Source organism: Streptomyces sp. NPDC002499 (genome assembly GCF_053595415.1).
In genome coordinates this window covers 227,937-251,752 of record NZ_JBSFXO010000001.1, presented here as the reverse complement: position 1 = coordinate 251,752, position 23,816 = coordinate 227,937, and the positions used below count along the sequence as shown (strand labels likewise).

General features: G+C 69.6%; 17 protein-coding genes. 3 read left to right on the top strand and 14 right to left on the bottom strand.

Annotated features, from left to right (window positions below):
- Positions 1–33: 33 nt before the first annotated feature.
- From ACWD5F_RS01145 to ACWD5F_RS01135, 3 genes are all read right to left on the bottom strand, one after another.
- Positions 34–1,125 (bottom strand): substrate-binding domain-containing protein, encoded by a 1,092-nt coding sequence (locus ACWD5F_RS01145; protein WP_451249865.1) that lies wholly within the window; start codon positions 1,123–1,125, stop codon positions 34–36.
- Positions 1,126–1,332: 207 nt separating this feature from the next.
- Positions 1,333–3,207 carry a right-handed parallel beta-helix repeat-containing protein gene (locus ACWD5F_RS01140; RefSeq protein ID WP_451249863.1) on the bottom strand — a complete coding sequence of 625 codons (1,875 nt, stop codon included), beginning with the start codon at positions 3,205–3,207 and terminating at the stop codon, positions 1,333–1,335.
- A gap of 157 nt (positions 3,208–3,364) precedes the next feature.
- A complete protein-coding gene (locus tag ACWD5F_RS01135) occupies positions 3,365–4,363 on the bottom strand; it encodes a LacI family DNA-binding transcriptional regulator (RefSeq protein ID WP_451249861.1) in 999 nt (332 codons plus the stop codon).
- Positions 4,364–4,559: 196 nt separating this feature from the next.
- Between ACWD5F_RS01135 and ACWD5F_RS01130 the strand changes: the two genes are divergently transcribed.
- A complete protein-coding gene (locus ACWD5F_RS01130) occupies positions 4,560–6,530 on the top strand; it encodes a hypothetical protein (protein ID WP_451249859.1) in 1,971 nt (656 codons plus the stop codon).
- Positions 6,531–6,650: 120 nt separating this feature from the next.
- On the opposite strand, the gene ACWD5F_RS01125 is transcribed toward ACWD5F_RS01130, so the two are convergent.
- From ACWD5F_RS01125 to ACWD5F_RS01080, 10 genes are read right to left on the bottom strand one after another with little or no spacing between them, the layout of a single operon-like run.
- Complete coding sequence (locus ACWD5F_RS01125; RefSeq protein ID WP_451249857.1) at positions 6,651–7,661, bottom strand: aldo/keto reductase; 1,011 nt, start codon at positions 7,659–7,661, stop codon at positions 6,651–6,653.
- Positions 7,618–8,709 (bottom strand): endonuclease/exonuclease/phosphatase family protein, encoded by a 1,092-nt coding sequence (locus tag ACWD5F_RS01120; protein ID WP_451249855.1) that lies wholly within the window; start codon positions 8,707–8,709, stop codon positions 7,618–7,620. Before ACWD5F_RS01120 ends, ACWD5F_RS01125 begins: the two co-directional genes overlap by 44 nt.
- The gene (locus ACWD5F_RS01115; RefSeq protein WP_451249853.1) at positions 8,706–9,863 is read right to left on the bottom strand and encodes a glycosyltransferase family 4 protein; all 1,158 of its coding nucleotides are present in this window, start codon (positions 9,861–9,863) and stop codon (positions 8,706–8,708) included. Before ACWD5F_RS01115 ends, ACWD5F_RS01120 begins: the two co-directional genes overlap by 4 nt.
- Positions 9,860–11,023 carry an endonuclease/exonuclease/phosphatase family protein gene (locus ACWD5F_RS01110; RefSeq protein ID WP_451249851.1) on the bottom strand — a complete coding sequence of 388 codons (1,164 nt, stop codon included), beginning with the start codon at positions 11,021–11,023 and terminating at the stop codon, positions 9,860–9,862. The genes ACWD5F_RS01115 and ACWD5F_RS01110 overlap by 4 nt, the downstream gene beginning before the upstream one ends.
- Positions 11,020–12,051, bottom strand: coding sequence for a glycosyltransferase family 2 protein (locus tag ACWD5F_RS01105; RefSeq protein ID WP_451249849.1), 1,032 nt, complete (start codon positions 12,049–12,051; stop codon positions 11,020–11,022). The genes ACWD5F_RS01110 and ACWD5F_RS01105 overlap by 4 nt, the downstream gene beginning before the upstream one ends.
- A gap of 33 nt (positions 12,052–12,084) precedes the next feature.
- Positions 12,085–13,074: a UbiA prenyltransferase family protein gene (locus ACWD5F_RS01100; protein WP_451249847.1), complete on the bottom strand. Its 990-nt coding sequence runs from the start codon at positions 13,072–13,074 to the stop codon at positions 12,085–12,087.
- 20 nt (positions 13,075–13,094) lie between these two features.
- Positions 13,095–14,141, bottom strand: a complete 1,047-nt coding sequence (locus ACWD5F_RS01095) for an NAD-dependent epimerase/dehydratase family protein (RefSeq protein ID WP_451249845.1) — start codon at positions 14,139–14,141, stop codon at positions 13,095–13,097.
- Positions 14,129–15,574 carry an aspartate aminotransferase family protein gene (locus ACWD5F_RS01090; RefSeq protein ID WP_451249843.1) on the bottom strand — a complete coding sequence of 482 codons (1,446 nt, stop codon included), beginning with the start codon at positions 15,572–15,574 and terminating at the stop codon, positions 14,129–14,131. Before ACWD5F_RS01090 ends, ACWD5F_RS01095 begins: the two co-directional genes overlap by 13 nt.
- A complete protein-coding gene (locus ACWD5F_RS01085; RefSeq protein ID WP_451249841.1) occupies positions 15,571–16,578 on the bottom strand; it encodes a lysylphosphatidylglycerol synthase domain-containing protein in 1,008 nt (335 codons plus the stop codon). The genes ACWD5F_RS01090 and ACWD5F_RS01085 overlap by 4 nt, the downstream gene beginning before the upstream one ends.
- Positions 16,575–17,600, bottom strand: coding sequence for a glycosyltransferase family 2 protein (locus ACWD5F_RS01080; protein WP_451249839.1), 1,026 nt, complete (start codon positions 17,598–17,600; stop codon positions 16,575–16,577). The genes ACWD5F_RS01085 and ACWD5F_RS01080 overlap by 4 nt, the downstream gene beginning before the upstream one ends.
- Before the next feature lie 889 nt (positions 17,601–18,489).
- On the opposite strand from ACWD5F_RS01080, the gene ACWD5F_RS01075 reads away from it, so the two are divergent.
- Complete coding sequence (locus ACWD5F_RS01075) at positions 18,490–19,497, top strand: helix-turn-helix transcriptional regulator (RefSeq protein WP_451249837.1); 1,008 nt, start codon at positions 18,490–18,492, stop codon at positions 19,495–19,497.
- Positions 19,498–19,853: 356 nt separating this feature from the next.
- The gene (locus ACWD5F_RS01070) at positions 19,854–21,053 is read left to right on the top strand and encodes a beta-1,3-glucanase family protein (RefSeq protein WP_451249835.1); all 1,200 of its coding nucleotides are present in this window, start codon (positions 19,854–19,856) and stop codon (positions 21,051–21,053) included.
- A 97-nt stretch (positions 21,054–21,150) separates the two neighbouring features.
- Here ACWD5F_RS01070 and ACWD5F_RS01065 read toward each other — a convergent pair whose 3' ends face one another.
- Positions 21,151–23,700 (bottom strand): discoidin domain-containing protein, encoded by a 2,550-nt coding sequence (locus ACWD5F_RS01065; RefSeq protein WP_451249833.1) that lies wholly within the window; start codon positions 23,698–23,700, stop codon positions 21,151–21,153.
- Positions 23,701–23,816 lie beyond the last annotated feature (116 nt).

Below are 23,816 nucleotides of genomic sequence, written 5' to 3'. Positions count from 1 at the left end.
GTGGCGGCTTTCTTTCGTCCGTGGCCCGGGCGTTCAGCGGCAGTTGAGGTACGTGTCGGCGAACTGCTTCTTCAGCTCGGCGGTCTTGGCCTGCCGTGCGCTGTCGTAGTCGGCGACGTTCGCCTTCGTCACGACGAAGGAGCCGGAGTCGATGATCTGTCCGGGCTTCGCCATCGTGCACTGCTTGGTCTGGAGCAGCGCGAGGGCCCAGGTGCCGATCTCCGCCTGACCGACGGGGTTCTGCACGACCGTCGCGGTCACGGAGCCGTTCTTGATCGAGCTGAGGATCTTGGCGTCGTCGTCGATGGCCACGACCTTGGCCTTCGAACCGGCCTCCTGTACGGCCTCGGCGGCGGCGACCGCCGGGTTGTACGCGGTCGAGACGATGCCCTGGATCTTCGAGCCCTTGGCGGCGAGCAGGTCGGAGACCGCCTTCTGCGCGGTCTGCAGGTCCTTGTCGATGTCGGTGATGGTCTGCAGCAGCGTGACCTTGCCGCCGGTCTCCTGCACCGCCTTCTGTACGCCCTTCATCCTCAACTGGGTGTTGGCGTCGACGTTGTTGCCGGTGAGGTGGACCAGCGCGCCCTTGCCGCCCATCGCCTTGATGGCGGCCTGCGCGGCCTTGTAGGCGGCGAGTTCGACGTCCGTCGACAGACAGAAGTCGGCGTCGTTGGTGCCGCCGGCGGGGCAGGAGGCGAGCGAAGCGACCGCGAAGCCCTGGGACTTGAGGTCGGCGAAGGTGGAGTTGATGTCGGTCGGGGAGACCCCGAAGATGCCGAACGCGTTGTAGCCGCGGGCGGCCAGCGTCGACAGCAGGTCGTTCTGCTTCTGCTGGTCCCACTCGGCGGTCTCGTCGAACGTCACGTCCGCAAGCCCGAGGGTCTTCTTGGCCTCCGCGCCGGCCGTCTTCCAGGGCTGGAAGTAGGGGTGGGCTCCACCGGGCACCAGCGCGACCTTGGTCTTGGAGCCGTCGGCGAGTTCGGCAGACCCGCCACCGGTCCGCGCGGAGGCGGTGTCGGCCGCACCCGGGTCGTCCGAGTTCTTGATGGTGCAGGCGGCTGTCGAGGCGGCGAGCAGGAAGAGGGTGACGGTGGCTGACAGCACGGATCTACGGCGACGGCTCATGGTGCTTGCCCCACTTGAATCAAATAGGATTTCGGTTGTGCGTGATGCTGGGGGAGGGGTGATTGCCACGTCAAGACCCGTGCAACGATTGCCGCTCCGTCGTGATGGAGTGAGATCACATAGGATTTTGAGAGACGTCGTGACGCGTCGAGAGGAGTCGAGGGGCAGGCGGAAGGCCTGCCCCTCGACTGCCGGCCTCAGCCCGGGTCAGTCCGAGACGACGGACGTGTTGAGACCCTTGGCGTAGTGATTGCGCGCGATCCGGATGTCCGAACTGCCGTGGAAGACGAACAGCGGTGAGCTGTACGGCGGTTGATCCGCCTTGGCCAGCCGTCGGACCGTGTTGCCGGTGAAGGTGAACCCGCCGACGCTCTTGGCGTTGACCACGGTCACGTCACCGATGTCGAACGAGTTGTGCTCGACCGAGATGTTGCGGTGCACCGGGTTCGCCGGGTCGACGACCTGGTTGGTCGGCTCCACGAAGATGACCGGACCGCTGGGCCGCGTGAAGGAGTTGTCGCGGATCGTCAGGTTGGAGACCGGCCCGGACTCGTACCACTGGTAGGCGTCGGCGGAGACGTAGATGCTGGCCATGGACATCGCGTCGAACCGGTTGCCGGTGATCAGGACGGGCTTGCGGGTGGTGACGAGGATGCCCCGGGTCGGCACGTTGCGGAACACGTTGCCGGAGATGACGACCGACGGGGTGGCCGTGATGTTCTCGACCACCGTGCCGCCGATCTCGGTCCCGGCGGGGACCGGACGGTCGAAGGTGACGGTCATCGTGGTGAGCGGCTTGTCGTGGTCCATCCCGCTCGGCCCGTCGACCGCGGTGACCTTCGCGTGCGCCGGAGTCAGCTGGGTCATTGTGCGCTTGGTGGTGAACTCGACCTCGTCACCCGGGGCGAACTGCGGGAACCCGGCGGTCTGCGGGTGCTTGTAGGCGAGCGTGAGGGTGTTCGGTCCGGGCTGCCCGACGACTTCCAGGTAGGTGCCGTGGATGTTGATCGGGTCGTCGTGCGGGCCGTCGAAGACGCTCCGGGTGATCGAGACCTTGCCCTTGACTCCGGACATCTGCACGAAGTCCGCGAAGGAGGACGTCGAGCGGCCGGACTTCGGGTCGGGCGCGAAGTTCACCTTGTCGATGGAGATGTTCTCGCTGAACTGCCCCACCACGCCGAAGGACTGGAGGTAGTAGGCGTTCATCGAACGCATCGTGACGTTCTTGGACTCCCAGATGAAGGCGCCCGGCTCGGTCCGCTCGATGAGACGCATCTGGTAGACGAGCCCGGCGTCCGTCGGCTGCGTCGCGCCGTTGTAGTCGATGCGGATCTTGCGTCCGCCGAGGTCGGTGACGGAGGCGACGTCGTTGAACAGCGGGTTGTCCGCACGCCAGGTCTTCTGCGCCTTGGGGTCGTGGATCTGCGTGTACTGGAGCCCGTCCGTGCCCGACCAGTACGGCTGCCCGGTGACCGGGCTCTTCTCGCCGAGCCAGGTGATGTGCGTGCCGTTCACCTCGTACGGGCTGCCGGCCGGGATCTTCAGGACGCGGTAGGCGTGGCCGCCGGTGACGCCGGCGGTGGCGACGGTCGCGTCGATGACCTCGGGGGCCGCGTAGTCGAACGAGAAGTTCTGGAACGTCACATCGGTCGAGCGGATCGCCGCGAACGCCGTCTGCAGACCGTGGTAGACGAGCTTGGCCCCGCCGCCGTCGACGGTGACGTCGTGCATGTCCTCGACGAGCAGCCCGATCTTCTTGTCCCGGTAACGCTGGTCGGCGCCCACGGTGTTGGAGACGTACAGCTCACGCGTCTCCGCCCGCTCCGGGTAGATCTGGTAGGTGCCCTTGGAGAAGACGACCTTGACCGGCCGGTCGCCGTCGACCTTCTTGGCGTGCCGCAGCGCGGCGGCGAAGGCGGGCGCGGAGTCCTTCCTGCCGGTGGGATCGGCGCCGTAGTCGTCCACGTCGACCACCACCGGTCTCGCCTTGTGCGCTGCGGCCGGTGCCGCGACGACAGGACTGGCGGCACCTCCGAGCAACGCGAGCGACAACCCGAGAAACACGAACCGAGACTTTGGCATAGCCCCTCCGGAGCATCCATGAGTCATGAAACACCCAATGAATAGGTGAAGTTTCCGCCGAATGATCAGCCGAATCTCCGTGCAGAGTGTCTATAGATCCGATGTCTAGGTCAATGGTCCGGACGAGCAACCGCACCCGACACCGACGGTCGGGATCTCACTCCGTCTTCGGCGCCGCCGTGCTCGCGCGGATCACCAGCTCCGGGTCGAAGAGCAGCTCGCCGACGGGCACGTCACGGTTGCCGACCAGGGCGATGACGCTGCGGGCCACCTCCGAGGCCAGGCGGTCGGCCGGCTGGCGCACCGTGGTCAGCGCAGGGTCGACGAAGTCCATGATCATGGCGCCGTCGTAGCCGACGACCGACACGTCGCCCGGAACGTCGTATCCCTGCCGGCGCGCACCGCGGATCGCGCCCAGAGCCATGTAGTCGCTGGCCGCGACGATCGCCGTGGCGCCCCGGCCGAGCAGCGAGATCGCGGCGGACTGCCCGCCCTCGACGGTGTACGACTGCCGGACCACCCACTGCTCCGGATCCTCCACCCCGCGCTTGGCGAGCGAGGAGATGAAGCCGTTGACCCGGCGGTCGGCCGGCCGATTGCCGACCGGACCCGACGCCATGCCGATACGGCGGTGACCGAGCCGGTGGAGATGGTCGACGGCGAGTTCGGCGGCCAGCAGGTCGTCCGTGGAGAAGACCGGCGCCTCGCTCACGCCCTCGAACTGCCCGTTGATCCCGACGAACGGGATCCTGCGGGAGCGCAGGAGTTCGTACGCCTGCGGGTCCGAGCCCTCGATCGTGTTGCTGGCGGACAGGAACACGACGGCGGCCACGCCCCGGTCGGCGAGCGAGGTCAGGAAGTCCAACTCCTGTACCCCGCCCGGGAAGCACGGGCACACGACCGTCTTCAGTCCGTGCGGGGCGAGCGTGGACTCGATCCGTTCGCAGATGTCCGCGAAGAACGGGTTGGAGACGAGTTCGGTGATGACCGCGACGAGCTGTCCCCGTGTCTGCCGCTCGTACCCCAGGTCGGTCATCGCCTGCTCGACCGCCTCGCGCGTCCTGCGCGACACGCCCTGGCGCCGGTTGATGACGCGGCTGACCGTGGCCTCACTCACCTGCGCCCGGACCGCGACCTCGGTGATGCCGACCTTCATGCGGTTCCCTCCGCCGTCACTTGCAATGAATAGATGAAAACTTTCAGCCAGGTAGTCCACGGAAGATAGCAGTCAGTCTGCATGTCTTCCATGTTTCTTGCGCATGACCATTGAATCGCCTCTCCCGCCCCTGTTAGCTTTCCGCCACCACGCGGCCGTCCGCACCCTCGCCGTGACTGAAGACCCGGGAGACCCGATGAAGCCCTCCAGGCTCATGCTGCTCACCGCTGTTGCCGTGATCGTTCCGTTGGCGCCCGCGCTGTCGGCCACGGCTGCGGCGGACGGCACCTCCGCCGCCCGCCCCCAGCTGACCATCCCGGACCCCGGCTTCGAGAACGGCGGCACGGGCTGGACCTTCACCTCGGGCGCCGGCGTCGGCACCGGCAACCGGCACGGCGGCGAACGCTTCCTCTACCTCGACGCCGGCGCCGGCAAGAGCGGGCAAGTGACCGTCGTCGCGCCCAGGAACGGCAGTTACGACTTCTCCGCGTGGATCGGCAGCGCCGGCACCGGCGGCACCTACACGGTCAGACGCAACGGCCAGACCGTCCAGACGATCACGCTGCCGCAGCACCCCGGCTACGCCCGGTACACCATCAGCGGTGTCACGTTGAAGACCGGCGACCGGCTCCAGATCGAGTTCGGCTCCGGCACCGCCTGGGTCAACGCCGACGACCTCATGATCTCCCCGGCCGCGTCCGCCGATCCCAAGGTCACCTCGTCCGACCCCGAGGTCGCCGCGATGTTCGACTGGGCCAAGAAGAAGGCCAACAGCTGGGCACAACTGCCCGGCACGGTCGGCCCGGTCAACGTCGACGAGTACCAGGTCGGCGGCACCGGTGCCGCGACGTACGGGCCCACCTACTGGGCCGGATACGCCAACCGGAGCGCCTACTACTCCCGCGACATGACCCACCAGCTGGCCGGCGCGCACATCATCGGTCTCGACGACGAGAACGAGAACATGCTCCGCTCCTACGCGGCATCGGCCACCGCCGAGCACAAGTACTTCCCGGTCTGGTCACTCAACTTCGACGCCAAGACCTACCTCAGCATCGACTACAAGACCCCCGACAACTTCGTGCGCGAGGTGCCGGCCACCTTCGAACTCGTCGAGAAGGCGGCCCAGGCCTACCTCTGGACCGGCGACCGCAGGTACGTGGACGACCCGGCGCTGTGGGAGTTCTACCGGCATGCCACCGACCAGTTCATCGACCTGCACAACTCCGCCGTGGACAACGGCAAGGTCAAGGTCGCCGAGGGCACGGGCAACGGCATCTTCCAGGGCGCCGCGAGCTACAACGAGCAGGACGGCGACGGTCTCGCCGAGGCCGGGGACGGCATCGCCTCGGAGTACCAGGCGTACCTGGCGATGGCCGTCCTGGCGCGCGGCAAGGGCGACGCCAAACTCGCCAAGACGTACGACAAGAAGGCCGCCGACCTCAAGAAGTACTTCAACGACAAGTGGAGCGGCACCGGAACCGGCGCCGCCATGGTCCGCGCGTACACCCTCGCCGGCACCCCGGTCACCGGCTGGGGCAAGGAGAACAGCGTCTTCATGCCGATGAAGCAGATCATCGACCCCGGACCGCGCAACGACGCCTACCTCGACTACATCCAGCAGCAGGAGCTGGGCCCGGACGGCTCGCCCAACATCGAGTCGACGACGTACCTGCCGGACATGTTCTTCAAGAACAACCGCAACGACACCGCCTGGCAGTGGATGAAGAAGATCTACGGCGAGCGGGAGACCCAGCACATCAACTCCAGCCAGGGTCCCAACGGCGACTATCCCGAGGTGTCGTTCACCCTGGTCAGCCAGACCGTCCAGGGTCTGATGGGCATCACCCCGGACGCGCCGAACCACAAGGTGACCACCCAGTCCCGGCTGCCCTCCGGCATGAAGTGGCTCCAGGCGGCGGACGTCCCCATCGGCACGGGCTCGGTCACCGTCCGGCACGACGGCGCGACGAAGACCACGCTGACCAACAACGCGCGCAAGGGCTCCTACGAGTGGGAGGCCCGCTTCACCGGGGTCCACAAGAAGATCACCGTCAACGGTGTCGCGCAGCGCGTGCACATCAAGAAGGTCGACGGTGTGACGTACACCTACGCGACGCCGACGGTCCGGGCCGGGGCGACGACGGTGGTACGGGTCTCCGACTGACGCGGACGCCCGTCCCACCTGCCCCGGCACCGAGCCACCGGCGCCCGGCGGAGTCCGGCAGCCCGTCCTCTCGTCCCTGAGCCAGGGAGGACGGGCTGCCGGCCGTCCGGGCCACCGCGGTCAGCGGCGCTCCGGGTCCCTCTCGATCACGTTGTAGGGATAGGGCAGGCGCTGGTCACTGGCGCGGGTGAGCTGTTCGACGTCGGACGGGTCCAGGTCGAGGCCGGCCGCGCCCAGGTTGGTCTCCAACTGCTCCATCGTGCGCGCACCCACGATGGGCGCGGTCACTCCCGGCTGCTCCAGCAACCAGGCGAGGGCCACTTGCGCGGGCGCGAGACCGCTCCGCTCGGCCACCTCGTGCAGCGCGTCCAACACCCGCCAGGTGCGCTCCTCCTGGTTGTAGACGTCCCACCGCTCACCCCACCCGAGCTGCCCGGCGGTCTCCACCCGGGTACCGGACACCGGCCCCGACATACCGCGCCGGATCGCCCCGCTGAGCCAGCCGCCGCGCAGCGGGCTCCACGGGATCACACCGAGCCCCTCGTTGCGGCTGACCTCCATCAGCTCCCACTCGGCCTCGCGGTCGAGGAGGTTGTAGAGCGGCTGGAGACAGGTGAAGGGCTCCCAGCCGTTCGCGTGGCTGAGGTCGACGGCCTTCTGGAGCTGCCAGCCGGAGAAATTGCTCGCGCCCAGGTAGCGGACCTTCCCCGAGGTGACCAACGTGTCGAGCGTGGCCAGCGTCTCCCGCAGCGGGGTGCCCGGGTCCCAGGCGTGCACCTGGTAGACGTCGAGGTAGTCGGTGCCGAGCCGACGGAGGGTCGCCTCCACCCCGGCGATCACGTGGGCGCGGCCCAGACCACGGTCGTTGGGGCCGTCGCCCATGGCGTACCGGACCTTCGAGGCGACCACGACGTCCTCGCGCCGCCGCCGCTTCAGCCAGCGCCCGGTGATCTCCTCCGAGACGCCCGCGGAGTAGATGTCCGCGGTGTCGACGAAGTTTCCGCCGACGTCGACGAAACGGTCGAGCATGGCGTGGCTGGTGGCCTCGTCGGTCTCGCGGCCGAAGGTCATGGCTCCGAGGCAGAGCTCACTGACCCTCAGGCCGGTGCTTCCCAGATAGCGGTAGCGCATCGTGCGGTGCCTCTCGGTCGTGTCGGGTGGGGGAGGGCGCGGGGGCATCCGGGTCGGCGAGCGAGACGGACACCTCCTGGACGCAGTGGTCGGACAGCCCGCGCGGATCGCGGAAGCGGTAGCTGTGCACCCGTGCTCCGGCTGTGCTGAGCACCCAGTCCAGGCGCCACCAGCGCATGCCCGCACGGGCCTGCCACGAGACGGGGTAGAACCTTCCCGTCAACGGGACGGCGTCGACTCCCAGCGCGGCGATGTGTCGTACGTCGCCCACGGCGGGCGTGGTGTTGAAGTCCCCTGCGATCACAGCGGGGTTGGGGCAGTCGGCGACATCGCGCTGCAGCCCCGCGTACTCGCGCTCCCGGTCTCCCGCCCGCTCCCGGACGTTGCGGTAGAACTCCGCACGGAGCGGGTTGATGAGACGCAGTTGCACGGGGATGTGGACGTTGAAGGTGGACAGCACGCGATCCGGGCCGCCGGGCAGCCGCAGGTCCACACGCAGCACCCGCCGTGCCGCCGTCTCCACGGTCGCCGCCACCGGCAGCCGGGACAGGGTGACCAGACCCCGGGCGATGACCACCTCGTGCCCGGGGAACTCGGCGCGCAGTCGCGCCTCGTCGTCGATGAGGCGATACGTGCCGTCGAACACGTCGTTGTGGTACTCCTGCAACAGGTAGACGTCCGCGTCCAGTTCGCGCAGGAAGGCGTAGAACGGGTCCGCCTCCTTGGTCTGACACCAGTGCTGGGTGTTCCACGAGACGAGCTTCACCGCGGTGTCTCCGGGCGTCCCGTGCGGCTTTCGCAACGGCGCGCTCGGATGCAGCCCGCTCTGACGCGCGCCCGGCACAAGGGCGGCGCCAGACAGCACGGCCGCGACCGGATCGCCGGTCGCCCAGGCCGCGCCGACCAGAACGCACGGCACCGCGACGAAGAGCGGCGGCGGCAGCAGTGACGGCAACAGCCAGGCCCACCAACGCCCGTTGAGCAGCAGGTGCGCGCCCAGGAACACCGCCCAGGCCACCGCCGCCCACCGCACGAACTCTTCGATCACACCGGGACCTCTCGTGCGCCGCGCAACTCCTGGAACAGCCCGTCGTACGCGTCGACGCAACCCGCTGTGCCGTAACGGGCCCGCGCCGCGCGCATCCCCTCGGCACGGCGCTCCGCCGAGTACGCGACGACCTCCCTCAACGCGTCCGCCAGGGCGACGGCGTCACCGGTCGGGAAGAGCCGGCCGAACCCGGTGTCGGAGACGGGCACCCGCATGCCGGGCGCGTCGCTGGCGACGGACGGTACGCCCATCATCATGGCCTCCGCCTGGGAGATGCCGAAGGACTCCTCCGCCACGGACGGCAGTGCGAAGGCGTCCAACGACGAGTAGAACTCCGCCACTTGGGCGTCGTCCAGGAACCCGGTGAACCGGATCCTCGAGTCGTCCCCGGCCCGTTCGCGCAGTGCGCCGACCACGCTGCCCCCCGCCACCTTGGAGTAGTCCCCCGCGATCATCAGCCGTGCCTCGGGATCGGTCAACCGCCGGAATGCGTCGACCAGATGATGCAGACCCTTCTCCGGCGCGATCCGGCCAAGGAAACCGATGTGCGGGCCGTCGCTCTCCCGGAAGGTGGCAGAAGTGCGTTCGCGCTCCCGGCAGGGCGGTGCGATGGCCAGCAGGCGGCGTTCCCGCATGAGACGGAAATGGCGTGAATGCTCCGCGTGATCAAGGTTGTTGACGACGACGGCCGACGACCGGCGCAGGGCGGCGGCGACCGACGCGTCCACCACCGGCACTTGAAGGGCGGCCAGTCCACCCTTCGGCAACCACACGTCGTCGTGATGCGTGCACACCACGGGCGTCGAGCCGGCCAGCCGCGCGACGAGGCCGGCCTCCAGCATCGGCAGATGGATCTGGACCGCCCCCGAGTCGCGGGCGATGCGTCCGGCCAGCGGCGCGAAGCCCGGACTGATAGTGCCGCGTCCGATCCGGGCCACCACCGGTGTCCGGAACACCTCGACGCCGTTGAGCGTCTCCCGCGCCGGGTGGTCGCGGTCGTGCCGGGTGGCGACCACCGCGACCCGTCGGCCGCGCGCGGCCAGCCCTTCCGCGACCGTGCGGGCCACCTCGGTCAGGCCGCTCGTGTAGGGCAGGTAGTAGGTGAGGACGATCGTCACGTCGAAGCGCGGCGACCGTGCGGTGCGCCTGGTCATGAACCATCCTTGTCGGTGGTCGGGGCAGGGTCCCCGGAGGCGGGCAGGGAGAGCCGCAGATCGATCAACCGATGCGTGGACAGATCCGCGGGCGGGTCGAGCAGCGACTGGCGGTGCAGGCGCAGGGCGGGTGAGACGAACGCCCAGTCCAGCCGCCACAGGGCGGGGCCGCGCACCGGAAAGGTCGCCGGGTACACCGAGTCACCCTTCTCGGCCGCGTCGCGCAGGCCGTCGAACCAGCGCAGGTCACCGGTGCCGGGCAGCACGTTGAGGTCGCCGGCGAGCACCACCGGGTTCCGGTTGGCGCTCAAGTCCGCGCGCAGCGCCCGGAAATGGGCGTCGCGACGGTCGGACAACTGGTGCACGGACCGGTAGTAGGAGGGCGTGAGCGGGTTGCGGTCGACGTTCAGCAGGTCGGGCAGGTGCGTGTTGTAGAGGGAGAGGACGCGTCCGTCGACCCTGACGTCCGTGCGCAGGACGCGGATGTTCCAGTAGTCCGCCCAGTCCGTGTCGGGCGCGGCGAGATCGGTGGGGCGCAGGGCCTTCGTCCCGACGATGGGATAGCGCGAGAGGGTGAGGAACTCGCCCCGCGTCGCCACGTGGTATCCCGGGAACTCGGCCTTGATGCGGGCGAGTTCGTCGATGGGGGTGGGCCGTCCGGCACGGGCGTTCTCGTACTCCTGAAGCAGATAGACGTCCGCGTCACGGGACTTGAGATACGCGTAGAAGGCGTCCGTGTCGTTGTCCTGGTCCCAGAAGAAGGTGTTCCAACTGACCACCTTCACCGCGCCGGGCGGCACCGACCCCTCGCCGCGGAACAGGGCGCCGGGATGCAGGCCCGCCTGCCAGGAGCCCAGCAGCAGCGAGGTGAGGACCACGCCCACGGTGAGCAGACGCCGCCGGGCCAGGGCGGCCGGGACGAGCAGGACGACGGGGACCAACAGGCAGGCGAGCGGCGGGGCGAGCCCGACACCGTTCCACAGCCACCACCGCCCGCTGAACACGGCACGGCCGGCGACGAACAGGGTCCAGAGCACGGCGATGACCAGCAGGGCCGTGCCCGGCCAACTCCGTTTTCGGACCGGGCTGTTGGGCGCCGAGTTTGGTGGACTCTCGGCGGGGCCGCCCGACAGGGTCTCCGGCGGAGGTGCTTGAGTCATGCCGTGGCCTGTACCGCGTCGCCGCGCCCCGCCGGCTCGTACAGGCGGCGGAAGCGCTGCGATGCCAGGCACTGCACTACACCCACCCCCGCCCCGGCCGCGATGACCGCGTTGACGACGAAGTGCGCGAACACGAAGTACCCCGTGAACAACGGTCCTCTGCGGCGCAGAACGAAGCGGTACAGGGCCGTGTCGGCGAGGACCGAGAAGCCCAGCAGGGCCGCGGACAGCAGCAGCCACAGGGAGGAGAGGGCCGCCAGCGGCAGGGTGAGAATCGCCGACAGCGCGGCCACGCTGGCGCTCGCGCGCGGCCCGGTGGCGATGCCGCCCGGCAGGTCGCCGCGGCGCAGATAGAGCGGGATGTGCAGCCGGGTGCGGTGGAACACCTTGCGCAGCACCACCCGCCAGGTGTCGTCGTGGTCGTGCCGGCCGCGCACGGTGGTGGAGCTGTGGACCTCGTAGTGCGGGCAGAGCCGGGCGGCGTAGTCACCGTCCTCGGTGTGCCGCAGCCGGGGGTTGAACGGGCCGACTTCGGCGAAGACCTGGGCGGGCATGGCGAGGATCGCGGTGTGCACGGTACCGATGCGGCCCTCCGTCTCGGCCAGCCAGTAGTACTGATGGAGGCAGCGGTACTCCTCGATCAGACTGTCCCGGATGAGGGGTTCGGCGTCGTAGGTGCCGCACACGGCGCCGATGCGCGGATTCGAGTCGAGCAGGGCGACGGCGTTGGCGACGGCGTCCGGTTCCATGGCGACGTCGGAGTCGCAGAACACGATGATCTCGCCCCGGGCGTGGGCGGCGCCGGTGTTGCGGGTGGTGGCCACCCCGCTGTTGACGCCGGTGCTGATCACCCGCACCCCGCACGCCTCGGCGACGGCCACGGAGTCGTCGGTGCTGCAGTCGTCGACGAGCAGGATCTCCAGGGGCTCGTACGTCTGGGCCAGGGCCGCGCGCAGGCAGAGTTCGAGTGCCCGGCCGTAGTTGTAGTTGGGGATGACGACGGAGACAAGGGGCTTCTTCTGTGTCATGGGCAGAGCCGCACCTTCGAGCGGTCGGAGGAATCAGAACGGGCGGTGGGACAGCAGCAGGGCGACGGAGACGAGCACGCCCCACACGAGCGCGTTGACGAGCGTCGCCCGGTCGCGCAGCAGAACGCGGACCGGTTCGGCCCCGCCGTCCTCGACGAGCAGCACCTGTAGATAGCGGGCCAGTCCGAACACGGCGCAGGGGGCCGACAGCAGGACCACCAGAGGCGCCTTGGACGCGAAGACGGCGTCGTCCCGCAGGTAGCAGACGTACGACATCGCTGTCAGGACGGCCACCAGCACGACCAGGTGGTCGAGGAACGCGCGCGTGTATCCGCGCAGGGCGGGCCGGTGGGCCGGGCCCGCCGCACCCAACTCGTGCCGGCGTTTGCCGAGCGACAGCATCAGACAGAGGCAGAAGACGCACAGCGCGAGCCAGGCGGAGACCCCGCTGCCCAGGGCCAGCGCACCCTGTGCGAGCCGCAGCACGAAACCGGAGGCGACGATGAACGCGTCCACCAGCGGCACATGCTTGAGCCCGCGGGCATAGGCGAAGCTGATCAACAGATACACGGCGACGGGCCACCACCGCCACGCGGGCCCGACGAGCGCCCAGCCGCCCAGCGACAGCGCCAGCCCCCCGGCCAGTGCGGCGGCGGCCGCGACGGAGACCCGGCCGGAGGCGATCGGACGGCGGCGCTTGACGGGGTGCAGCCGGTCCCGCTCCCGGTCGGCCAGGTCGTTGACGACGTAGACGAGCGCCGAGGCCAGCGTGAAGCCGACCACGGCCCAGCCGGTGCGCAGCAGTGCGGCACCCGACCAGGGCCGCGCGTCGAGCAGGGCCAGCGGCACCACGGCGAAGTTCTTCACCCACTGGTGCGGGCGCAGCAGTGCCAACAGGTCGAGCAGGTAGGGGCGGTGCCGGACGGGCGCCTCGGTGAGAACAGGAGCATCCGGCGGATCGGGCGGTTGGGGTGGGACCGCCACCACGCGCGCGGGCGCGGGTGAGGACTTCGTGGTGTCCACGGCATGGGCTCCAGAGGGTCTCAGAAGAACACCTTGGCGAGGCTCAGTGCTCCTTGGCGCCACGGCTCCCGGCTCGTCCGGCCCTTGCCCGCGGAGTGCCCGCCGGCCCGCCGCTGGGTGCGCCACCAGTCGTACGTGCGCAGGATGGCGTCCTGGTTGGACTGCTCCGGCTTGAACCCGAGGCGTTCCCGGGCGCGGCTGATGTCCACGTAGGAGTCGTCCAGAAGCTTGAAGAGCAGCCGCCCGTAGACCGGTGACAGACGGCCGCGTTCCAGCAGCCGCAGCACGCTCAGGGCGGGGGCGGCGGGCAGGGAGACGAGCCGTTTGCCGTGTCCCGCCGCGTCGAGCACGGCCTGGAAGTCCTCGCGCAGCGTGCCGAATTCGGCCGCGCCCAGGTTGTACACGTCGTTGGCGGTCTCCGGATCGGCGTGCAGCGCCAGCACCACGGCGTCGACGAGATCGTCCATGCCGAACATCTGGATGCGTACGTCGCCCCGCCCCAGGACGGGGAAGTTGCGGCCCTCCTCGGCCCACTCGAAGAGCATCGAGAACAGCCCCATCCGTCCGGGGCCCAGGAACGTCTTGGGGCGCAGCACCGACAGGCACATGCCCCGGGCCCGGAACTCCTCGCAGACCTCCTCCGCCTCGGCCTTGGCCCTGCTGTACGGGTCCACCGGTTCCCGCGGATGCTCCTCGGGTGTCGGTACCTGCTTGGGGAGGCCGTAGACGGCCGTCGAGGAGATGTGCACGACCCGGCCGACACGGGCCCGGTGCGCGGCGGACAGGACACTGCGGGTGCCGTCGACCGTCACCGAACGGATCTGGTCGGCGGGGTAGCTGGGCAGCGCCGCCGCACAGTGCACGAGTGCGTCGACGTCGTCGAAGGCCCGGTCGAGCGCGGCGGCGTCGCGGATGTCGGCGACGACGTGCCGCACCCCCTGCGGGGACCGCGCCTCGTCGATCACGTCGATGCCCACGACGTCGTGGCCGTCGGCGGCGAGCCGGGCCACGAGATGCGAGCCGAGCATGCCGGCCGCGCCGGTCACCGCGATGGTCAGGCCGCCCATCGGGACACCGCCTTGTCCTTGAAGAAGGCGCCGAGCAGCCGGTTCATGCCCTTGGCCAGCGTCTTGTCCAGGGCGTCGAGGAAGATCTCGACCTCCTCGGCACCCGCGACGAGCGAGGGTGCGGCGACCAGCGGGCTGCGCCCGTTGAGCGTGTAGTACATGTACACGTCGTGGTCGTGGTACATCGCGTTGACGACCGCGCAGGTGATGACCTTGGTGCGCAGCAGCGGGTCGCGCGCCAAGCCCCCGGGCGCGAGCTTCGCGGCGAGATCCAGGAGCCTGGGGCCGCCGTCGAGGAAGATCCCGTACAGCGCGCCGGCCCCGCGGATGTCGGCGATCACGTCGGGGTACTGCTTGCGCAGCCGCGCGAGTCCCGGCGCGAGGACACGCTCGATGGCACGGGCCCGGCCCGGATAGTCGTCATCGACGGCGATGTTGACGGCCTCGATGGCGGTCGCGGTCTCCTCGCCGAATCCGTAGTACGTGGTGCTGGTCGACTGGAGCATGGCATCGCCGAGGCTGTCGTACGCGGCCCGGAAGATCGGCTCGCGCGCCACGAACGCGGAGATCGACGACTTGCCGCCCCCGAAGGACTTGGACGTGGTCACCACGTCCGGCACCAGACCCGGGTAGCGCATGAAGTGGAAGAGCGTGCCGGTCTTGCCCCAGCCGGTGTAGATCTCGTCGAAGATCAGCACGATGTCCTCGGCTGTGCACAACTCCCGCAGCCCGCGCAGGAATTCCTCGGAGCACTCCGTCATGGTCGAGGCGGAGAAGGGCTCGATGAGGATGGCGTACGTGTCGCAGCGGCCCTTGGCGTCACGCGTCGCGTCGACGGCCGCGCGTACGGAGTCCAGATCGCCGTAGCGGAACGAGGCGACGCCAGGGATGCCGGGGAAGGCGAAGCTGTTCTGCGCGCTGCCGGTCAGGCTGCCGGAGCCGAGCAGCTTGCCGTGGAAGCTGATGTCGGCGTGCAGGATCCGCTGCCGGCGGCCCCGGTGGTACTTGTACGCCAGCTTCACGGCGCCCTCGACCGCCTCGGCACCCGAGTTCGGCAGGAACGACATGTTCAGGTCGCCGGGCAGGAGTTGGGCGAGATTGTGGCCGAGCGCGGCCACGTACGGCGAGAAGTACGTCTTGTGGACCTCCATCCTGCGCTGCTCCTGGAAGCGCCGGCGCGCGGCGAGGATACGGGGATGGTTGTGGCCGTGGCTGAGCACGCCCACTCCGCCGGTGAAGTCCAGGATGCGGCGCCCGTCGCGGGTGTGGATCCACGAGCCCTCGGCACGGTCGACCAGTTCCCGGCCGAAGCCGAAGGAGGTCATCAACGCCACCTGGCTCTTGTTGATGTGGGCGCGATACAGGTCGTGGACCTGGCGCACCGGCATCTGTTCGCAGTCGTCGACGGTGAGCAGGCGTCCGTCGGAAGTCATGCGGTTCCTTCCTGAAGCGTGGTTCGGGGGGATCGCAGGGGGCCGACGGCGCGTGCCCAGAGCAGCGCGCCGCCTGTGGCGGCCACCTCGCTCAGCACGCAGACCACTCGGCTGGTGATCGCCGCCGCGGTGGCGGCCGACAGCGGCAGGACCGGGCTGAGCAGCGCGAGCAGGACCAGCTCGCGTGCCCCCCAGCCGTCGGGCAGGACGAAGGCCAGACTCCCGGCGACGGTGGCGAGGGCGAACCCGCCGACGCACACGGGCAGGGAGGACAGCAGCGGCGCCCCGAACAGCACGGCGATGGCCCACAGATGGAGCCCGGACACCACCCAGGACACACAGGCCCAGCCGATCGAGGCGCGCACGGTCCGGGGCGAGCCCTGTACGGCCGACGCGGGGCGCCGGGCCAGCCGCATGGTCAGGGCCACCAGTCCGTTGACCCAGCCGGGCCACGCGACGGCGGCCGCCGCGAGCAGGATCAACGGAGCCAGCACCCAGGCCTGGGCACCCAGCACGGCCGGCGCGACCAGCAGACCGAAGGCGGCGCCCGTACTCGTACCGATGACGAGACCGAGCCCGAAGGCGGCGATCATCTGCTCGGGGGCGATCCCGACGGCCTTGCCGAGCTGGACATGCGCGAGGACACCCCAGACCCGGCCCGGTACGAACTTGCTGATGACCCCGATGAAGAAGATCCGGGCCGCGTCGGCCGCCCGGATCCGTCGGCCCCCGTCCGAGAGCAGTACCCGCCACGACAGCATCGACAGACCCAGACCGACGGCGTTCGCCACCAGCGCGGCACCCAACAGCAGCACACCGCCCGGCCGTTCCGCCGCCTGCGACACCTCGGTACTGGCGCCGCGCACGGAGCCCCCGACGGCGAAGACGGTGGCCGCCAGCAACGCCACGGCGACGACGACACGCAGCACGCGGGAGCGCAGGGACGGCCGCTCACCGACGTCCGGCACCGCGGCGGCGGGCTCGTCCCGCTCGGTGCCGGTCACGACGGGATCACCGCTGAGGCACGGTCCCGGCCCCGTACGGACGGGCCGAAACCGGGGTCCAGGACCCAGCGCACACCGCCGTGCAACGCGCCGAGCACCAGGGCAAGATGCACGGCGAAGTGGACGCCGGTGAACCACACCAGGAACGCGACTCCCTTGCGGCGGGCCACGAAGCGAGACAGTCCCGGATCCGCCATGGCGAAGGCCAGCGCGCAGGCCAGCGGCACCGCCAACAACCAGAGGCTGACGAACGCCAGCGGCAGGGTGGCGGGGACGAGCGCCGCCGCCAGCACACCGCGGGTGGGGTTCGCGCGCAGTCCGCCGCCGCGCCGGCGTTCCACCGCGGCCACGGGGATGAGGAGTTGGGAACGCCGGTACTGCTCGGCGAGCATCGGCAGGAACCGGTCCACGTCGTCATGCCGGCCCGCCACCGTCTGCGTGAGGCGGATGCGGTGGGTGACGGCCAGCCGGTCGCTGTACTCGACGTCCTCCGAGTCCCGGAGGTTCTCGTCGAAGGGGCCGACCTCCTCGAAGACCCGACGTTCGATCGCGGCCATGGCGAAGAAGGCGGTCCCGACGAGCCCCGCGCTGCGGCGGCGCCAGAAGTGCGCGTGCAGGCAGTGGTACACCTCCACGGGACCGTCGTCGAAGAGGGGCTCGGGAGCCACGATCCCGTGCACGCACCCCGTCTCCGGTTCGCTCAGGAGCAGATCGACGGCGTTCTCGATGGCGTCGGGCTCCAGGGCGATGTCGGAGTCGAGGAAGAAGAGGATCTCGCCCCGCGCGGTCGAGGCGCCCTGGTTCCGCGCCGCCGACACCCCGCCGTTGTCCGGGCGGGCCACCAGGACACAGGGGAACGCGCGGACCACCTCGCGGGAGCCGTCGGTGCTGGCGTCGTCGACGACCACGACGTCCAGAGGCGCGAGGGTCTGCGCGTACACGGACTCCAGACAGGCCCGGAGCGTCTTCTCGTAGTTGTAGTTGGGGATGATCACCGACACGGTGGGGCGTACCCGTGACATGGCGGGTCAGGTCCTTTCCGTCGGGGCAGTGAGCGCAGATCCGGCAGCCCGAGGGCCGAGAGACACCAGCCCCGCGGTCCGGGCCCGGTGGTGAGAGAGGCGAGGAGGAAGTCGAGAGCCGCCAGTTCGGCATGCAGGGGATCGAGGCTCTCGATGAAGAGCGCGGCGTGCACCGCGCGCCGCCGGCACACCACGGCGTGCAGATGCGCGGGGCGCGGAGCCGGCAGACGACTGTCGTGGCACGCCGACCCCAGCCACAGGACGACTTCCTCGGGAGGCCAGGCATCCGGCTGCGGTGGGACGAGCGGAACGAGCAGCGCGGTCACGAGGCGCACGGATTCGGTTTCCCTGTATCCGGGTCACGCCCGTGAGAGCCCGTCCGGGCGGCCGCCCGGCGCGGCCGACGCAGTCACGGCCGACGCGCCCGTCCGGCAAGGGCGGAAGGCCGGGCGACAGAACCTGCGCATGGGGATCTCCTCGTACGAGAGGCGGGGGAACGGACGGCAAGCGCAAGGGACGTGCGGGCCCCCGGCTGTCCACGAGCCTGCGGGTACGGACTGCCGCGCCGCTACGGTTCCCGGTGGCCGCAAGGTGCGAGGCAGCGGACTGCCACGCGCGATCACCGCCGACAGGCCGTTCCCACCGAGGTCGGCGGCGCGGTGGCAGGGGGCGGACAGTCCCCTTGTGGCCAGCGTCGCCGTAAGCGTGGTTCGATACGTCGAACACCGCGACGACCTGCTGATCTCTGCTCCGGCAGGCCGAAAAGGCCCTCAGGGCACGGAGCATTCTGGTCTAGACCTGTAACTGGGTGTCGCCATACACTCACGCCTGGCATCGCCCGGGGCCCTGCCCCGGCACGCAACGGTGGACGATGGCGGGGGAGCCGGAAATGTTACAGGTGCTGGGACTTGATGCGCGGACGGAACTTGTCTTCCGGCTGGTTCTGGAGGAGCCGGGGCTGAGACTGAACGAGATCATCACCCGCCTCGGCCAGGACGAACAGCAAGTACGGGCCGCGCTGGACCGATTGGCCGAGCTCTGCCTGCTCGACAGCCACGACGACACGGACTCCGAACAGGCGGATCCGGCCTTCCACGCCGTCGATCCGGCGGTCGGCCTGCCGTACTTCCTCTCGCACCGGGAGGCCGAACTGGTCAAGGAACAAAGGCAGTTGGAGGTGGCACGCGAGATCGTCTCCACGCTCGCCGTGGGCAACACCCAGGAGAAGGGCCACAAGAAGGGCCGCCGGTTCGACGTCATCAGACGCCTGGAGGGCCCTGAGGCGGTTCGTGAACGCCTTGTCGAACTCACCGAGTTGGCGCGCGTCGAGTGCCTGTCCGTGCTGCCGGCCGCCTCGCGGGCGCCGGACATCCTTGCCACCGGCCGGCGCCTCGGCCGCCAGGCCCTGGAGCGAGGGGTCCGCGTCCGCAGCATCTACCAGGACAGTTTCCGCAACGAGCCCACCGCCCTGCGCCACGTCGACATGCTGGGTGAACTGGGCGCCCAGAGCCGTACGTTGCCCGTCCTGCCGATCGCCATGGCCGTCGTCGACAGCGAGGTCGCCGTCGTCCCCCTCGACCCCGACGACGGCCGGGCCGGCGCCCTGGAACTGCGCAGCGAGGGCGCGGTCGCGGTGGCCCGGTCCCTCTTCGAGAGCCTGTGGGCATCGGCCACACCGGTCGGCCCCGAACCCCCTCGCGACACCAACGGCCTGACCCCGCAGGAGGACGAACTCCTCGCCCTGCAGGCCAAGGGGCACACCGATGCGACGGCCGCCCGCCTGCTGGGCATCTCGCTGCGCACGGTCCGCCGGATGAACGCCGCCCTGGCCGCGAGGATGAACGCCCGCAGCCGCTTCCAGGCCGGTGCGGAGGCGGCCCGCCGGGGCTGGATCTGACCTCCGTCACCCTCGCCGATCGCCGGCCCGGCGCCCGATGGACGCCGGACCGGCGGATCCGTAACCACGAACACGGTGAGGCCCGTTCACTTCCGTGCTGGGTTCTTAAGCGCGCGTTAAACGGGCCTTATGCGTTCGTGGACTTCCGCCCGCTCCTCAAGTAGCCGCAGGTCAGCGGAGTTTGGTGCCTTCGCGATCCGGTTGGCGGGAGCAACGATCGTGCGTATCGTCGGGCCCCGTCGACGGCGCACGGCGTGCGGTTGAGAGCGCTCTTAGGTCGCGGTGCGAACACACGCGGGCGGTGCGCCGTCACGGCTCGGCCTGAACGCCCCCCACAGACAAGGTGAGTTCCCGCCATGACACCCCGTCACCAGCGCAACCTGACCCGACGCAAGATGATGTTCGCCCTCGGAGGCGCGGCCGTGGCCGCTCCTGCCATCGCCGCCATCGCTCCGCACGCGTTCGCCGACCAGGCGGCGGGCGAGGCCGCAGCGGCAGCGGGACCGCTGCCCGTGACCGTCGTCAACAACAGCGGCTCGTTCGACAACGCCTCCGTGCACCTGTACGTCGTGGGCAACCTGGGCGGCCGGCAGGTCAGGCTCACTCCCGAGGGTGAGGCCGTCCCCATCGCGGTCTCCGACAACGGCGCCGACGGATTCACCGACTACGCGATCCCGCTCGCGGGCAGCGGCAGCACCACGCTGTCCCTGCCGTACATGTCGGGCCGCATCTATGTGGCACTGGGCCAGAAGCTCAAGTTCAAGGCCGTGACCGACGGCAACGGCGCCGCGGCCCTCCAGTACCCGGCAGGGTGGGTCGAGTCGGACCCCAACTACCAAGTGCTGCACGACTGTGCGGAGTTCACGCACAACGCCGACGGCATGTTCTGCAACACCACCATGGTCGACATGTTCAGTGTGCCGATGAGCATCCGGCTCACCGGCGACAAGGACCAGACGACAGGCACCCTGCGCGCGGGCGGCCGGGCCGCCGCCTTCGCCGCGGTCAAGCAGATCGAGGAGTTCGCTCCGCTGATCGTCGACGACACCCGCATCATCGCTCCCGGGCACGGCCTGGACGCCGGCATCTTCGCCAAGGACTACTTCGCGCCCTACATCGACGAGGTGTGGAGCACGTACACGGGCAAGGATCTCAAGGTCACCACCAACGCGGGTACGTTCACCGGCCGGGTGCGCGGCGACCGCCTCACCTTCGACGGCCCGGCCTCGGTGTCCTTCGCCAGGCCCACCACCCGTGACGTCCTCTTCTGCGACGGCAATCTCGCCGCACCCAACGACGGCACCACCGGACCGGTCGCCGCGGTCCTGGGGGCGGGCTTCAACCGGTCGACGCTGCTCAGCAGCAGCGACCAACCCACCACCGACCCCGCCGCCTTCTACCAGGGCGACCTGACCAACCACTACGCGAAGGCGATCCACGCGGCCACCGAGGACGGCAAGGCCTACGGGTTCGCCTTCGACGACGTGGCGGACTTCGCCTCCTACATCCAGGACACCGCCCCGACGGGTTTCACCCTGACGCTGTCCGCGTTCTGACACCTGCCGCTGCTGCGGGCCGAAAGGGGAGGCTGACGGCCCGCAGCAGATCGGATCCGGCTCGGCGGATCACACGTCCCGGATCACACTCCCCGGATCACGGGAACTGCGTGATCTTCGAGGGGACGGTGTCCGTGCCCGAGGTCGGCGCCCCGGTGTCGTTCACGACGTGCGCGTACTGGCCCTTCCCGCCAAGGGAGATGACCAGGATGTCGTGCAGCTTGATCCCGGTCTTGACGGGCACCTGGAAGCCGTGGTGCTGCACGATCGACGGGTCGGACGTGTAGTTGCAGTAGCTGCCCAGACCCCAGGCCTCGTGCACGTTCACCGTGTCGGCGACCTTGTAGGCCGCGTAGCCGACGATGCCGTCGTGGGTGATGGCGGCGGAGTTCGGCGCGTCGTAGGCCTTCTCGTTCTGGAAGAAGATCGTGCGGCCGCGCTCGCCGCTCCAGAGCACGTCGTACTTGTTGAAGTGCTCCACGAACAGGCCGGTTGCCAATACGTCGTCGCCGTTGACCTTGAGGCCGTAGTCGGCCCGGTTGGTGTCCCAGCCGACGCCGTCGCCGTGGTCGGCGCGCCAGATCCAGGTGTGGTCGATGACGACGTCGTCGCTGTTGACGACCACGGAGTTGGTGGCCAGTCCGGGACCGGCACCGCCGATCCGGACGAACACGTCCTGCATGGTGGTCGGGTTCGCCGAGTGGTCCGCACCGGCGCCGGCGGGGCCGATCTGCAGCAGCGTGTCGGAGTTGGCGGCACCGGCGTCGATGAGGAATCCGGCGAGCCGGACACCGTCGACGTCCGCCACGTGCATGGCGTCGACGCCCCCGTCGGGCACGATCGTGGCCAGGCCGAGCCCGAGCACCACGGTGTTGGCCCGCGTGACGTTGATCGTCTGGTCCAGGTGGTAGACGCCGGGCGTGAACAGCAGGTTCAGGCCCTGGGCGAGCGCGGTGTTGATGGTGGCGGCCGTCGCGCCGGGCTTGACGACGTAGAACTGGCTGAGTGGCAGCGAGGTCCCGCCGGCGTTGGCGGGCCAGGACACCCCGCGCGCGTTGGTGCGCTTGCCGGGCACGAAGACCTTGTAGTCGTTGCCGTCGAGGTAGAGGAACGGCTTCTCGCGGGAGGTCGGCGTGGTGTCCAGCGTGGTGTACGGGCCGGTGTCGAAGTTGGTGGCAGGGGCGCCCTCGACACCCGTGAACGTCATGTTCCACACGCCGTTGGTCCAGCCGCCGACCGAACTGTCGCGCGTGTACCACTGCTGCTGCGAGTACGGACCGACCGTACCGTCGATCTTCGAGTCGGCGATGTATCCGCCGGAGGCCCAACCGTAGCCGTTGGGCGCGAGGTTGAGCCCGCCCTTGACGTGGATACGGCGGAACGGCGCGGCCTGCGCGACGGCCCAGCGGTCGGTGCCGTTGGACGGCGTGATTGCGAGGTTCTCCGCCGAACGCCAGAAGTTCTGCGTCGCGTTGCCGTTGAACCAGCCCGCGTCCACGGTGATGTCGCCGTTGATCTGGGTGTCGTCGGGGTTGAGCCCGAGCCCGGAGATCGAGGTGTAGAAGCCGAGTTGGGCGTTGATGCCGTTGTAGGTGCCCGGCTTGAGGAGGAACTGGTAGCGCCCGGAACCGAACTGCGCCGACTCCTGCTGCGCGAAGACCTGGTCGAACTTGGCCTGGAGGTTGGGGGTGGAGGGGTCCACGACGATCACGTTCGGGCCCAGGTCACCGCCGCCCTCGACCGGGGGAGTGCCACCGGATCCGGTGTGGACGGCGAACTCCCAGAGCGAGTAGCCGTAGCCGGTCGCCCGCGCGGTGCCCAGGACCCGGACGTACTGTCCCGAACCGCTGACGTCGTAGGAGGCCCGTCCGCCGGTCGCGCCGGTCACGGTCTTGAGCGTGTTCCAGTTCTGCCCGTCGGTGGAGGCCTGGATCTGGAAGTCCCTGGCGTAGGCGGCTTCCCAGTTCAGGTCGACCTTGCAGAGGTCCTGGACGGAGCCCAGGTCCACGCGCAGCCACTGCGGGTCGGAGGCCTGGCTGGACCAGCGGGTGCCGTCGTTGCCGTCGAACGCGGCGGACGCCGGGGTGCCGGCGTTCTCCGTCGAGGAGGCGGAAGCGGCTTTGCCCTGGGCCGAGTTGGCGGTCGAGCAGGTGCCGGGCTGGGTGGTGCCGGTGGTGCCGAAGACCTGGAACTCCCAGACGGAGTAGCCCCATTGGGTCGCCCGGTGCACACCCTGCAACCGCACGTACCGGCCCTGACCGGAGACGGCGAGCGTGTCGAGGCCGCCGTCCCCACCGGTGACGGACTGCAGGTCGGTCCAGGTGCTGCCGTCGGACGAGGCCTGGACCTTGTAGTCCTTGCCGTAGGCCGTCTCCCAGTTGACGACGACCTGGCTGATCGTCGCGGAGGTGCCGAGATCGACCTGGAGCCACTGGTCGTCGGTCGCCGCGGACGACCACCGCGTCCCGGTGTCGCCGTCGACCGCGGAGGCGGCGGGCGTACCGGCGTTCTCGGTCGAGGAGGACGTTGCCGTCCTGCCCTGGGAGAGGTTGGTGTCGGCGGCCGAGGCCGTCGGCGACTGGATCGTGGGCAGGGTGATCAACGCTGCCGTGGCGGCGAGCGCGACACCCAAGGATCTGAGTCTCATGCCATGTTCCTCTACGGGTGAGGTGCCTCTGGAAATGAGGTGAAGGACCGCCCACCGGCCGACGCGGTGCCATGTCGGTCGAAGGCTGGATAAAAGCGGTCCATGGCTTAGTTCAA

What these genes read in the sequence shown, in the direction of transcription:
- ACWD5F_RS01145 (WP_451249865.1), bottom strand. Translation starts at nt 1,125, where the DNA reads ATGAGCCGTCGCCGTAGATCCGTGCTGTCAGCCACCGTCACCCTCTTC.
- ACWD5F_RS01140 (WP_451249863.1), bottom strand. Translation starts at nt 3,207, where the DNA reads ATGCCAAAGTCTCGGTTCGTGTTTCTCGGGTTGTCGCTCGCGTTGCTC.
- ACWD5F_RS01135 (WP_451249861.1), bottom strand. Translation starts at nt 4,363, where the DNA reads ATGAAGGTCGGCATCACCGAGGTCGCGGTCCGGGCGCAGGTGAGTGAG.
- ACWD5F_RS01130 (WP_451249859.1), top strand. Translation starts at nt 4,560, where the DNA reads ATGAAGCCCTCCAGGCTCATGCTGCTCACCGCTGTTGCCGTGATCGTT.
- ACWD5F_RS01125 (WP_451249857.1), bottom strand. Translation starts at nt 7,661, where the DNA reads ATGCGCTACCGCTATCTGGGAAGCACCGGCCTGAGGGTCAGTGAGCTC.
- ACWD5F_RS01115 (WP_451249853.1), bottom strand. Translation starts at nt 9,863, where the DNA reads ATGACCAGGCGCACCGCACGGTCGCCGCGCTTCGACGTGACGATCGTC.
- ACWD5F_RS01110 (WP_451249851.1), bottom strand. Translation starts at nt 11,023, where the DNA reads ATGACTCAAGCACCTCCGCCGGAGACCCTGTCGGGCGGCCCCGCCGAG.
- ACWD5F_RS01105 (WP_451249849.1), bottom strand. Translation starts at nt 12,051, where the DNA reads ATGACACAGAAGAAGCCCCTTGTCTCCGTCGTCATCCCCAACTACAAC.
- ACWD5F_RS01095 (WP_451249845.1), bottom strand. Translation starts at nt 14,141, where the DNA reads ATGGGCGGCCTGACCATCGCGGTGACCGGCGCGGCCGGCATGCTCGGC.
- ACWD5F_RS01090 (WP_451249843.1), bottom strand. Translation starts at nt 15,574, where the DNA reads ATGACTTCCGACGGACGCCTGCTCACCGTCGACGACTGCGAACAGATG.
- ACWD5F_RS01080 (WP_451249839.1), bottom strand. Translation starts at nt 17,600, where the DNA reads ATGTCACGGGTACGCCCCACCGTGTCGGTGATCATCCCCAACTACAAC.
- ACWD5F_RS01075 (WP_451249837.1), top strand. Translation starts at nt 18,490, where the DNA reads ATGTTACAGGTGCTGGGACTTGATGCGCGGACGGAACTTGTCTTCCGG.
- ACWD5F_RS01070 (WP_451249835.1), top strand. Translation starts at nt 19,854, where the DNA reads ATGACACCCCGTCACCAGCGCAACCTGACCCGACGCAAGATGATGTTC.
- ACWD5F_RS01065 (WP_451249833.1), bottom strand. Translation starts at nt 23,700, where the DNA reads ATGAGACTCAGATCCTTGGGTGTCGCGCTCGCCGCCACGGCAGCGTTG.